The following is a 12,711-nucleotide window of genomic DNA, read 5'->3' as shown; positions in this document are numbered from 1 at the left end:
GGAAATTTCATGAGAGATAAGCAAATCAAGAAAGAGACCAATGAAAAACAGCCTTGGTCACACAAATTTGGTGAAGAAGAAAACCTAAAAAATAGACAATTTTCACGTGTAGCAAGAAATCAAAAAAAATCAGTAGCGCCATTATCAAATGTTTTAATGATTATTATGTTAATTGTTGTCGTTGTACCAATTATCTTTATGATTTGGTTCTATAATCATACTAAGCAACCAACAATTGAACCAAGAACTGCTGAGAGTATTATGTATAGTCGCTCAATTGCGGAATCAGAAAGTATGTCCATTATCGAATCGGAAAGTTTAGCTAGTAGTTTAGCGAGCAGTTCATCAGCAGCAGAGAATAGTTCACAAGAAGAATCTTCTAGTAAGGAGGAAAGTTCGCAAGTAGAGTCTTCTAGCACGCAAGAAAGTAGTGTAGTAGAAAGTTCGTCTGAACCAACAAAACCAACAAATGATGGCAATTATCAGATTTATACTGTAAAGGCTGGTGATAATTTATATCGTATTGCGTTAAATCATGGAATGGATTTAGCAACATTAAAACAAATTAATGGCTTAGCAAGTGATGAGATTTCAGTCGGAATGGAATTGAAAGTAGCACAACAATAAAAGGGAAATCAGAGGAAACTAGCTATTCTGAATATAGAATTACTAGTTTTCTTTTTTGTGAAAAATAAAGAATTAGGAGTGGATAAGTTATGCAAATTGCAATCGATGGGCCAGCATCGTCAGGTAAAAGTACAATTTCAAAAAAAATTGCGAATATGAGAGGGTTATTATATTTAGATACAGGAGCAATGTATCGTGTAGTCACTTTAGCAGCGCTACAACATAAGATTGACCCAAGTGATGAGGAAAGTGTGAAACAATTATTATCACAAATCAAAATTCATTTTGAAACAAGTGATAATGGTCAATTAGTCTTTTTAAATGGCGAGAATGTAACAGATACTATTCGAGGGAATCAAGTTACGAATAATGTTTCAGCAATTGCAGCCCAAAAATTAGTACGTGAAGAAATGGTAAAGCGTCAAAGAGACATTGCAGCTAATCATTCAATTATTATGGACGGACGTGATATTGGTACAGTAGTCTTACCAGATGCGGATTTAAAAGTCTTTTTAATTGCAACAGCTGAGGAACGTGCAAATCGTCGTTTTAAAGAAAATCAATTGCGTGGCATCGAAACAGATTATCGTCAATTATTAGAAGAGATTAAGCATCGTGACTATTTAGATTCAACACGTAAAGAATCTCCACTAAAAAAAGCTGATGATGCCATCGAATTAGATTCCACACCACTAACAATTGATCAAGTTGTTGATACAATTGTTAAATGGATTGACGAAAGTAATAATTAATTTAGACAAAAAATAGATCAAAAGGAATTTGTTAAGAGAAATCAAGGCAAGTTCTTTTTTTTGTGGATAAAAACATGTGGATAAGTATTTTGTAGTGAAAAGTTAACATGTGGATAAGTCGTGAATTTTTGTTTAGAGGACTGTTTTTGACCGTTTTAATGAGTTTAAATAAATTTCACAAACTTTTGTGTATTTTTTAGTGAAATGTTATAAAAAAGAGCTGACCTATGAATAAATCAGCTCTTTTGTGGATAAGTTAAAATAATTCTTTAGCTTGTTCAGTGAATTGTAATAAAGTTTTAGTAATTGTAGGTTCAAAAGTAGAGTGACCAGCATCTTGCGCAATTTTTAGGGTAGATTTTGGTAAGGCTTTGTGTAATAACCAAGCATTTTCAAAGCGACAATCCACATCATAACGTCCATGAACCATTAAGCAAGGGATATCACTGATTTTATCTACATTATTTAAAATATAATGATCATCATCAACAAAATTATGATGTTTAAAGTAGTGACACTCAATACTTGCAATGGCTAATGCATCACGATCAGACTCGGCAGTAGGGGCAGGAGTTGGTTTATCAATTAATGAGACGATTCCACCTTCCCAATTAGCCCAAGCACGTGCAGCAGATAGTTTAATAAGAGGATCATGACTTGTAAAACGTTTATAATAAGCACTGACTAAATTATCTTGTTCAGATACAGGAATTTCATCGATAAAATCTTGCCATTTATCAGGATAAAAACTACTTGCCCCTTCCTGGAATAACCAATCAATATCAGTTTTTCGCCCTAAGAAAATTCCTCTTAAAATCATCGCTTTCACATGATTGGGGTGACTAATCGCATAATGTAATGCTAAAGTTGTACCCCAGCTACCACCAAATAAAATCCACTCCTTAATATCTAATTGTTTGCGGATAACCTCCATATCATTGATTAAATCCTCAGTCGTATTCTCTTCTAAACAACAATGCGGTGTACTTAATCCAGCTCCACGTTGGTCAAATTGAATAATACGGTAAAACTCTGGATCGAAAAATTTACGTCCTTTTGGTGAAGTGTGTCCACCAGGTCCGCCATGTAGATAAATAATCGGCTTGCCATCTGGATTTCCGGATTCTTCTACATAGATAGTGTGAATATCGGATACTTTTATAAAATGGGTTTTGTATGTATCGATATCGGGAAATAATTGACTACTCATAAAGATCTTCCTTTCAAATTGTTTTTTTGTTTTTAGATAAAAAATAAGGCTGGAACTAGTCCAACCTTATAGTGTTTTATTTGTATAATTCCTCAACACGTTGTTGAACTTCTTCATTTTCTAAGAATTCATCATATGTTGATCCCATACGGTCGACAACGCCATTTGGTCCGATTTCGATAATACGGTTAGCAGTTGTTTGAATGAACTCGTGGTCATGAGATGAGAATAATAATGAACCTTTGAAGGCGATTAAACCATCATTTAGGGCAGTGATTGATTCTAAGTCTAAGTGGTTAGTTGGGTCATCTAATACTAATACATTCGCTTTAGAAAGCATTAATTTAGATAACATACAACGAACTTTTTCTCCCCCAGAAAGCACATCAACGTTTTTCATAACTTCCTCACCAGAGAATAACATACGGCCTAAGAAGCTACGTAAGAATGTATTGTCTTGTTCTTCAGCTGGAGCATATTGACGTAACCATTCTAGGATATTTAAGTTAGAATTATTAAATTCATCCCCCATATCTTTTGGTAAATAGCTTTGTGAAGTAGTAACACCCCATTTGAATGTACCACTATCAGCTTCCATTTCACCAGTTAAGATTTTGAATAAGGTTGTAATTGCGATATCTGAACGACTTAAGAAAGCAGCTTTATCGTCTTTACGTAATTGGAAACTAACATTATCAAAAATTACTTTGCCATCAATTGTTTTAGATAAACCTTCAACTAATAATAAATCATTACCAATTTCACGCTCAGGAGTAAATCCAACGAATGGGTATTTACGTGATGAAGGTTGAATATCGTCTAGAGTGATTTTATCCAACATTTTTTTACGAGAAGTTGCTTGTTTTGATTTAGAAGCGTTCGCAGAGAAACGAGCGATAAAGTCTTGTAATTCTTTGATTTTCTCTTCTTTTTTAGCGTTTTGGTCAGCTTGCATTTTAGCAGCTAATTGGCTTGATTGTAACCAGAAGTCATAGTTACCAACGAATAATTTAATCTTACCAAAGTCAACGTCAGCCATATGAGTACATACTTTATTTAAGAAGTGACGGTCATGGGATACGACGATAACCGTATTTTCAAAGTTGATTAAGAATTCTTCTAACCAAGCAATTGATTTAGCGTCCAAACCATTCGTAGGTTCGTCTAGTAATAATACATCTGGTTTTCCAAATAAGGCTTGAGCAAGTAAGACTTTAACTTTATCGGCTTCAATTAATTCACTCATTAATTTATCGTGTTTGTCTTCAGTGATTCCTAAACCTTGTAATAATTGTGAAGCGTCTGATTCAGCTTCCCAACCATTCATTTCAGCGAATTCACCTTCTAATTCAGCAGCGCGGATACCATCTTCATCTGAAAAATCAGGTTTCATATAGATGGCGTCTTTTTCTTGCATAATCGCATATAATTGTTGGTGTCCCATAATTACTGTTTCGATAACACGTTTATCTTCAAAAGCGAAGTGGTCTTGTTTTAAAACAGTTAAACGTTCATGCGGATCTAAAATAACATCACCAGTTGTTGGTTGAATTTCACCTGATAAGATTTTTAAGAAAGTAGATTTTCCGGCACCATTTGCTCCAATAACACCATAACAGTTACCTGGAGTGAATTTGATATTTACATCATCAAATAATTTACGGTCAGAAAATAATAAGCTTACATTTGATACAGTTAACATTTTTTTCCTCTTTTCATTCTTTATTTACCGCTTAATTTTATCATACAATTATTAAAATAGAAATGAATTAGCGATTATTTCAAACAAATCATTAGAAAAGAAGGGGTTTGTAATCTATCTAGAAATTTGGTATCTTTAAATTATTAAAAAAAGAAAAATGACATGGAGTGATATCATGAAAAAAGTATATTTTGCTAGCCCTTTATTTTCTGAAATGGAATTAGCTTTTAATGCAATGTTAGTAACCAAAATCCGCCAAGCATATCCGAATCTTGATATTTATGTACCGCAAGAACAAATGGAAATTAATGATAAAAATGCTTATGCAGACTCAACAATGATAGCTCAATATGATACAAAAGCTTTATTAGAAAGTCAATTAATGATTGCAGTCCTAGATGGTGTAACGATTGATGCTGGTGTAGCAAGCGAGATTGGGATTGCTTATCAAGCGGGAATTCCTATTTTAGGATTATTTTCTGATAGTCGCCAAAAAGGGGCAGATAATCCTCAAAAATTAGATGCTTTACAAGAAGTCTGTGAATCACAATTCCCATATGTTAATTTATATACAGCAGGATTAATTAAATTACGCGGTGAAATTGTTTCATCATCAGACGAATTATTAGAAGCTTTGAAAGGTTATTCAGCAGAAAAAAACAAATAAAAAACGAATAAACTCATATTTGCCGGTGATAGTTCACCGGCTTTATTAATGTCTAGTAGATTGTTAGCTAATTGTAATATAACTGATACATATTGATGATATCGATTCGGTACAATATGAGACGAATATAGAAAGTAATATCAAATAAGCAATTCTAATAAATTTAATAATGGTGGAGAATAAAATGAAAAAAATAAACTATATACTAGTAGCTATGATGGCAACAGTTGGAATGGTTAGTTTTAATCATGCTGTTGCTTATGCTGAAGACAGTCTAGCTCAAGAAGAAGCACAGATAGAAGCTTTGGAAAATAAAATTTCAACGGCTTTAGCCGAAATTAATGAGCATCGTTTAGCTAGCGAAGTCTTATCAAAAGACATTGAAGATTTATTAGCTGAACAAAATGAATTACAAACAGAAATCACAAGTCAACAAATGAAGGTTGATGAGCGAGAAGATTTTTTAAAAAAACATTTAGTATCTATGCAAGTATCAAATTTTGCTCATAATGGTGTTATGCAATTAATCAATGCCGAAAACTTTACAGATTTCATGAATCGTTTAATGGTGATTGGTCAATTATTTAATGCGGAGGAAACAACGATTAATACGATAGTTGATGATATTTCGAATTTAGAAACAATGGAAAAAACAGTTGAAGAAAACAAACAAATTTTAATGGAAAAGCAAGCTAAAGCTAAAGAAGAAGAAGCGACAATGACAGCAGGAATTCATGAATTACAAGCAGTTTTAAGTGAAAATAAAGCAGTTTTTGCTGAATTAATGAAACGTAAAGCTGAAGAAGAACGAATTGCTGAAGAAGAACGAATTGCTGAAGAGAATCGTAAAGCTTTAGAAGAAGCTGCCCAAAAAGCTTTAGAAGAACAAGTTGAAGCAGAAAAAGCAAAACAAGCTGAGATGGAAGCAAAAGTCAAAGCAGAAAAAGAAGAAGTAAAGGCTAAAGAAGAATCGAGTACAAAAGAAGATCACGTTGAACCAACAACACCTTCTCAAAAGCCATCTGAACCAGCTAAGCCAGTAGAACCAACAAAGCCAATTGAAAGTCAAGATGGTTATAAAGTGATAGCAGTTGAGGCGACAGCTTATTCTTATCAAGAAGCAGGATTAACATATCATACAGCATTAGGAATTGATTTACGTGAAAATCCAATGGTTATAGCAGTTGATCCAAGTGTTATTCCGTTAGGCTCAATAGTTGAAATTCCAGGATATGGTATTGCGATTGCAGGAGATACAGGGGGAGCTATTAAGGGGCATCGTATTGATGTACATTTCCCAGATGTAGCATCTTGTCATGCATTCGGGCGTAGACAATTAAATATCAAAGTATTTTCATGATTGATGATAAAAGATTAGATAGAAATGACTATCTAGTCTTTTTTTATGGATTAAATTTCTGAAAATACGAATAAATTTTTCAGTATTTTTGCAATCGTTCGTGTTAAAATAGATATCCATTCATAAAAAAGTAAAAAACGTTGACTTTTACAGTTTAAGAGGCTAAAATAGAAGATACCAAATAAGACTTTTGTTTGAAAATACGAACAATAATAGGAGGATGAAAATGAATAGTAATAAAGGTGAAGCAAGTATCAATAATATTTATAAACTGGATGGTAAGGTTCCATTGATGAAGGCTATTCCATTTGGTTTGCAACATATTTTAGCGATGTTTGTAGCTAATTTAGCTCCTTTATCCATTATTGCGGTATCTGTTCAACCAGCAATGGAAGCTAGTCAATTAGCAAGTTTGTTACAAAATACAATGTTTGTAGCAGGGATTGCAACATTAATTCAGTTATATCCAGTCTGGCGTATCGGTTCTAAATTGCCGATTGTGATGGGGGTTAGTTTTACTTTTGTGGCAGTCTTAGGAACAATTGCTGCTAATTATGGTTATCCAGCTGTTATGGGAGCTGTTATTGTAGGGGGTATTTTTGAAGGAACTTTAGGTCTTTTGGCAAATTATTGGCGTAAGATTATTACTCCGATTGTTGCTGCGACGGTGGTAACTTCTATTGGTTTATCGTTATTTACAGTAGGTGCTAGATCTTTTGGGGGAGGATATGCAGAAGATTTTGGGTCAGCACAGAATTTATTATTAGGAGCAATTACCTTAGCTGTATGCTTATTATGGAGTATTTTTGTAAAAGGTCATTTAAAGCAATTAGCGGTTTTGGCAGGTTTGGTAGTTGGTTATATCGTAGCGATGGCGATGCATAAAGTAGATTTATCTTTATTAACGGCAAATGGTTGGTTTGCTTTACCAAAATTTTTACCATTTACACCAGAGTTTCATCCAGGTGCTATTATTTCTACTTGTATTATCTTCATGGTATCGGCTGCTGAGACGATTGGGGATACTTCAGCGATGGTGTCAGGTGGATTAAAACGAGATATCACTGATCAAGAAATTGCTGGATCTTTAGCATGTGATGGGTATCTATCGGCAGTTTCGGGATTATTTGGGTGTCCACCGGTGACGTCTTTTTCACAAAATGTTGGCTTAGTGATTATGACAAAAGTAGTCAATAGGTTTACTATTATGACGGGGGCTGCATGTATGATTTTAGCGGGGTTAATACCAGTTGTTGGGAACTTTTTCGCTTCTGTACCGCAATCCGTTTTAGGTGGCTGTACGATTATGATGTTTGGGATGATTGTAACATCAGGTATTGAAATGATTGCCAAATGTGAATTTACTCAAAGAAATATTACGATTGTAGCTTTAGCGTTATCAGTAGGAATTGGCTTTACTGCTGCTAGTGAGAGTGGTATTTGGGCTATTTTCCCTCCTTTAGTACAGACGATTTTTGCTTCAAATGTAGTAGCAGTAGTCTTTGTGGTATCGATTATTTTAAGTTTAGTTTTACCTGAAAATATGGAAATAAATCATATGATAGCAGAAGATTAGAATCACTATAAAAGCGTAGTAACGAGATAGAATAGTTGCTACGTTTTTTTTGTTAGTGTCTATCTTGATAAATTCTGTTACTCTATGTGTTTTTAATGTATAATAGAGGAGACTTTTAGATAGAAAGGGGCCAAGAAATGGTAACAATTGATAAGCAATTAGCAGAGATTAAAAGTGGTCATTTGGCGCCAGTGTACCTAGTGCAGGGGGAAGAACATTTTTTACAAAAAAAGGCAAGAGTGTTTTTTCAAGAAGAAATTGTTGATGAAGCTGATCGTGATTTAAATATAGGTTCTTATAATATGGAAGATACACTTTTACAAGTTGCATTAGAAGATGCGGAAAGCGCACCTTTTTTTGGAGACAATCGTGTGGTCTTTATTGATAAGCCATATTTTTTAACGACTGCTAAAAATAAAAGTAAATTAGAACATGATTTAGAGGCATTTACGGATTATTTAGCCAATCCTTTAGAGAGTACGGTACTCGTGATTATGGCGCCGTATGACAGTTTGGATTCACGTAAAAAAATTGTTAAGCAATTAAAGAAACAAGCGGTATTAATTGATGCTAAGATATTAAAAGAAGATAGTGTGAGAAGTGTTGTGAAGGAACAAGTTATTGAGAAAGGATATCAGATTGATCGAAAAGTCTTAGATATATTTTTACATAAAGTGAACTTCTCATTAACAAGAGCTATGCAGGAATTGGACAAATTATATTTATCAGTAGGCGAGTCAAAAGAGATTACGGAAATGATGATTCATCAATTAATTGCTAAGAGTTTAGAAGAAAATATTTTTGAATTAGTTGAAGCGATTCTAAAAAAAGATGCTACCAAAGCATTAGAAATTTACCGTGATATGTTATTGCAAAAAGAAGACCCTATTAAGATGAACGCTATTTTAGTGGGGCAATTCCGTTTGTTATTGCAAGTTAGTTATTTAACGAAGCAAGGGCATCATGAAGGTGAGATGCAAAAGGTATTAGGGATTCATCCTTATCGCATCAAATTAGCCAGCCGACAAGCAAAAAAATATTCAATTAAACAGTTAGAGATGTATTACAAAAAATTAATCGAAACAGAATTAGCTTTAAAAACAAGTGTAGGAATTAAAAATATTCATTTCGAATTATTTATTTTACAATTTTGTGCATAAAAGTTAGCGAACTACCAACCATGATTAGTAGTGTCATACTGATAGGGTGGGTAGTTTGTTTTTTTGTAAAGCTTGTTTTGTGATATACTGAAGAGAGAATTGACTATAAGATAGAAAAGATAAATAAGATTGTGATAGAAAGAGGATTATTATGGCAGAGAAATTATTATTAATTGATGGAAGTAGTTTAGCGTTTCGTGCATTCTATTCAATTATGAATTTAGAAAGTTTTAAAAACCAAAATGGGTTGCATACGAATGCATTATTTTCATTCCATCGTATGTTTGAAAGTATTATGAACAAAGAACAGCCAAGCCATGTGTTAGTAGCTTATGATGCAGGGAAGGTGACTTTCCGAACTGCAATGTATGGCGATTATAAAGGTGGACGTAAAAAGACGCCTTCAGAATTTCAAGAACAAATGCCATATTTCCCAGTGTTATTAGATGCATTTGGCGTTAGTCACTATAAATTAGCCAATTATGAAGCGGATGATATTATTGGGACATTAGCACGTATGGGTAGTGAAGCCGGTTATGAAGTTGTTGTCGTTTCGGGAGATAAGGATTTAATTCAATTAGCTGGAGAGAATATCCGTGTTGAAATTACGACAAAAGGTGTCAGTGAATTAGCAACTTATACGCCAGAAGTGATTCGTGAGAAGTTCAATTTAACACCGGAACAGATTATTGATCTGAAGGGTTTAATGGGTGATTCATCTGATAATTATCCTGGAGTTACTAAAGTCGGCGAAAAGACCGCTTTAAAATTATTACACCAATATGGCAGTGTGGAAGAACTTTATGAACATATTGATGAAATGAAGAAAAGTAAGTTAAAAGAAAACTTAATTAATGATAAAGAATCAGCCTTTTTAAGTAAGACATTAGCACGTATTCACCAAGATGCCCCAATCGAGATTACGTTAGAAGATACCATTTATCGTGGAAAAGACACACAATTATTAATGGATTTTTATAAAGAGATGAATTTCCAATCTTTTCAAACAGAATTATTAAAACAATCAGATGATATTGAGTTACCAGAAGAGGAAGAGCCAGTTGAATTTGTGTGGGTTGATGAAGTAACACCGGAAATGCTGGAAAAAGCAACGACACTTCATGTAGAAACCATTACCGAAAATTATCATTTAGCAGAGATTGTGGCAGTAGCTTTCGGAAATGAAGAAAAAGTATATTTAACATCTCCAGAAATTGCGACAAGTTCAATGTGGTTCCAATCATGGGTTGAAGATGAAGCAGTTGAAAAGACTGTTTTTGATTTAAAAGCGATAACAGTCTTATTAGCACGTTATGGTTTACGTCCAAAAGGGGTAAAATACGATATTTCACTAGAATCTTACTTATTAGATACTAATGATAGTGTCAAAGAAATTGCCGACATAGCCGTTAAACATCAAATGAATTTTGTTAATTATGATGAAGTAATATATGGAAAGGGCGCTAAATTAAAAGTCCCTGAAGATAAAGAAGTATTAGGAAGACATATCGCTCAAAAAGTAAAGGCGCTTCAATTATTAGGGCCAGTTATTTTGGCAGAATTAGCTAACTTTGATCAAAAAGATTTATACGAAACAATGGAATTACCATTAGCAGATGTCTTAGCTCGTATGGAAATTGAAGGGATTTCTGTTGATAAATCTCGCTTAGAAGAAATGGGTCTAGCATTAGATGAGCGCTTAAAAGAATTAGAACAAAGCATTTATGAACAAGCTGGAGAAGAATTCAATGTAAAATCTCCTAAACAATTAGGCGTGATTCTATTTGAAAAATTAAATTTACCAGTGATTAAAAAGACGAAAACCGGTTATTCAACAGCAGTGGACGTCTTAGAAAAGTTAGCACCACAAGCACCAATTGTTCATGATATTTTAGAGCATCGTCAATTAGCAAAATTAAAATCAACTTATGTGGATGGCTTAACGCAATTTATTTTAGCAGATGGCAAGATTCATACCCGCTATATTCAAACATTAACACAGACAGGCCGCTTAAGTTCTGCTGATCCTAATTTACAAAATATTCCAATTCGTACGGAAGAAGGACGTAAAATTCGTTATGCCTTTTTACCAGAAAATAAGGATTCTGTTATCTTATCCAGTGACTATTCACAAATCGAGTTACGTGTCTTAGCGCATATTTCAGAAGATAAACATATGATTGAAGCCTTTAAAGAAGGTGCAGATATTCACTCTAGTACAGCGATGCGTATTTTTGGAATTGATCATGCAGAAGATGTTACTAGTCAGATGCGTCGTGATGCTAAAGCTGTTAACTTCGGGATTGTTTATGGCATTAGCGATTATGGTTTATCACAAAATTTAAATATTAGTCGAAAACAAGCTAAAGAATTTATTGATCGTTATTTAACAGAATATTCAGGTGTGAAACAGTTTATGGAAGATGTCGTTAAACAAGCAAAACTTGATGGTTATGTGGAAACATTATTTAATCGTCGTCGTTACTTACCAGATTTACATTCAAGTAACTTTAATGTGCGCTCATTTGCCGAACGTACAGCGATGAACTCACCAATTCAAGGTTCAGCTGCCGATATTTTAAAAATGGCGATGCTAGAGATTGATCATGAGTTAACAACCCGTCAATTAAAATCAAAAATGTTATTACAAGTACATGATGAACTGATTTTTGAAGTACCACAAGATGAATTAGAATTAATGCAAAGTCTTGTGAGTGAAGTAATGGAAAATGCTGTTAGTTTACATGTCCCATTAAAAGTTGATTCGAATTTTGGTTCAAGTTGGTATGAAGCGAAATAATGCAAAAAGTTAGTAAAAGGGAGTGATTACATGCCAGAATTACCAGAAGTTGAAACAGTTCGTCGTGGTTTATTGGAGATGATTAAAGATCAGACAATTATTGATGTAGATGTTTATTGGGATAGAATTATAACACCTCCTTTTGATAGTGAAAAATTTAAGCAATCATTAGTAGGCGAGACAATTCATACTATTCTGCGTCGTGGGAAGTATTTAATATTTTTAATGGATCATTGGGCAATGATTTCCCATTTACGTATGGAAGGGAAATATAAGGTGTGTCCAGCTAGTGACCCTTTAGAAAAGCATACGCATGTGGTATTTACATTAGCAGATGGGCGCTCTTTACGCTATTTAGATGTAAGGAAGTTTGGTCGTATGACCTTAGTGCCGATTACAATGATTAAAGATAAAGTGAACGGCTTAGGATTAGGTCCCGAACCGATATTGCAATGTTTTAAATTGGAAGATTTTTATCAACAACTACAAACTAAAAAGCAAATGATTAAACCTGCACTTTTAAACCAAAAATTAGTCGCAGGTCTAGGGAATATATATGTTGATGAAGTCTTATTTCGGGCTAAAATTATGCCAAATAGAGCGTGTAATGATTTAACAAAAGAAGAAGTCGAAAGATTACATCATTATATTATAGAAGTCATTGAAGAAGCAGTAGCTCAAGGGGGAAGTACGATTAGAAGTTATCAGAATTCATTTGGTGCTCCAGGTTACTTTCAACAATCATTAAGAGTATATGGACACGAAGGAGATCCTTGTGTAGATTGTGGACAACCCATAAAAAAAACAAAAATTGCGCAACGTGGTACACATTATTGTCCACATTGCCAATCATAAGC

Annotated in this window: 10 protein-coding genes; 8 read left to right on the top strand and 2 right to left on the bottom strand. The window is 33.8% G+C overall.

The annotated features are described in order from the left end of the window. Nucleotides 1-9: 9 nt before the first annotated feature. Nucleotides 10-627 carry a LysM peptidoglycan-binding domain-containing protein gene (locus tag BMX09_RS01315; RefSeq protein WP_089745864.1) on the top strand — a complete coding sequence of 206 codons (618 nt, stop codon included), beginning with the start codon at nucleotides 10-12 and terminating at the stop codon, nucleotides 625-627. Between the two features lie 89 nt (nucleotides 628-716). Then, on the top strand, nucleotides 717-1,379 hold the full coding sequence (gene cmk, locus BMX09_RS01310; RefSeq protein ID WP_089745862.1) for a (d)CMP kinase: 663 nt from the start codon (nucleotides 717-719) through the stop codon (nucleotides 1,377-1,379). A 256-nt stretch (nucleotides 1,380-1,635) separates the two neighbouring features. Here cmk and pip read toward each other — a convergent pair whose 3' ends face one another. Next, entirely contained in the window at nucleotides 1,636-2,589 is a 954-nt protein-coding gene (gene pip, locus BMX09_RS01305; protein ID WP_089745860.1) for a prolyl aminopeptidase, read from the bottom strand. A 76-nt stretch (nucleotides 2,590-2,665) separates the two neighbouring features. After that, nucleotides 2,666-4,291 carry an ABC-F family ATP-binding cassette domain-containing protein gene (locus BMX09_RS01300; RefSeq protein ID WP_089745857.1) on the bottom strand — a complete coding sequence of 542 codons (1,626 nt, stop codon included), beginning with the start codon at nucleotides 4,289-4,291 and terminating at the stop codon, nucleotides 2,666-2,668. A gap of 175 nt (nucleotides 4,292-4,466) precedes the next feature. On the opposite strand from BMX09_RS01300, the gene BMX09_RS01295 reads away from it, so the two are divergent. The 6 genes from BMX09_RS01295 (at nucleotide 4,467) to mutM (ending at nucleotide 12,709) form a co-directional block, all read left to right on the top strand. Further along, nucleotides 4,467-4,958, top strand: a complete 492-nt coding sequence (locus BMX09_RS01295; protein ID WP_089745855.1) for a nucleoside 2-deoxyribosyltransferase — start codon at nucleotides 4,467-4,469, stop codon at nucleotides 4,956-4,958. A gap of 184 nt (nucleotides 4,959-5,142) precedes the next feature. Further along, entirely contained in the window at nucleotides 5,143-6,318 is a 1,176-nt protein-coding gene (locus BMX09_RS10365; protein ID WP_143054358.1) for a 3D domain-containing protein, read from the top strand. A 226-nt stretch (nucleotides 6,319-6,544) separates the two neighbouring features. Then, nucleotides 6,545-7,894 carry a uracil-xanthine permease family protein gene (locus tag BMX09_RS01285; RefSeq protein WP_089745851.1) on the top strand — a complete coding sequence of 450 codons (1,350 nt, stop codon included), beginning with the start codon at nucleotides 6,545-6,547 and terminating at the stop codon, nucleotides 7,892-7,894. 137 nt (nucleotides 7,895-8,031) lie between these two features. Next, nucleotides 8,032-9,054 carry a DNA polymerase III subunit delta gene (gene holA / locus BMX09_RS01280; protein ID WP_089745849.1) on the top strand — a complete coding sequence of 341 codons (1,023 nt, stop codon included), beginning with the start codon at nucleotides 8,032-8,034 and terminating at the stop codon, nucleotides 9,052-9,054. Between the two features lie 148 nt (nucleotides 9,055-9,202). After that, entirely contained in the window at nucleotides 9,203-11,854 is a 2,652-nt protein-coding gene (polA, locus tag BMX09_RS01275; protein WP_089745847.1) for a DNA polymerase I, read from the top strand. Nucleotides 11,855-11,884: 30 nt separating this feature from the next. Next, complete coding sequence (gene mutM, locus BMX09_RS01270; RefSeq protein WP_089745844.1) at nucleotides 11,885-12,709, top strand: DNA-formamidopyrimidine glycosylase; 825 nt, start codon at nucleotides 11,885-11,887, stop codon at nucleotides 12,707-12,709. Nucleotides 12,710-12,711: the final 2 nt, after the last annotated feature.

This window comes from Granulicatella balaenopterae, from assembly GCF_900111135.1.
GTDB classification, from domain to species: Bacteria; Bacillota; Bacilli; order Lactobacillales; family Aerococcaceae; genus Granulicatella; species Granulicatella balaenopterae.
This window is presented reverse-complemented; position numbering and strand designations above follow the sequence as displayed.

Bases quoted from the DNA above. Each gene is read 5' to 3' on its own strand.
- BMX09_RS01295 (WP_089745855.1), top strand. From the start codon at position 4,467: ATGAAAAAAGTATATTTTGCTAGCCCTTTATTTTCTGAAATGGAATTA.
- pip (WP_089745860.1), bottom strand. From the start codon at position 2,589: ATGAGTAGTCAATTATTTCCCGATATCGATACATACAAAACCCATTTT.
- cmk (WP_089745862.1), top strand. From the start codon at position 717: ATGCAAATTGCAATCGATGGGCCAGCATCGTCAGGTAAAAGTACAATT.
- BMX09_RS10365 (WP_143054358.1), top strand. From the start codon at position 5,143: ATGAAAAAAATAAACTATATACTAGTAGCTATGATGGCAACAGTTGGA.
- mutM (WP_089745844.1), top strand. From the start codon at position 11,885: ATGCCAGAATTACCAGAAGTTGAAACAGTTCGTCGTGGTTTATTGGAG.
- BMX09_RS01285 (WP_089745851.1), top strand. From the start codon at position 6,545: ATGAATAGTAATAAAGGTGAAGCAAGTATCAATAATATTTATAAACTG.
- BMX09_RS01300 (WP_089745857.1), bottom strand. From the start codon at position 4,291: ATGTTAACTGTATCAAATGTAAGCTTATTATTTTCTGACCGTAAATTA.
- BMX09_RS01315 (WP_089745864.1), top strand. From the start codon at position 10: ATGAGAGATAAGCAAATCAAGAAAGAGACCAATGAAAAACAGCCTTGG.
- holA (WP_089745849.1), top strand. From the start codon at position 8,032: ATGGTAACAATTGATAAGCAATTAGCAGAGATTAAAAGTGGTCATTTG.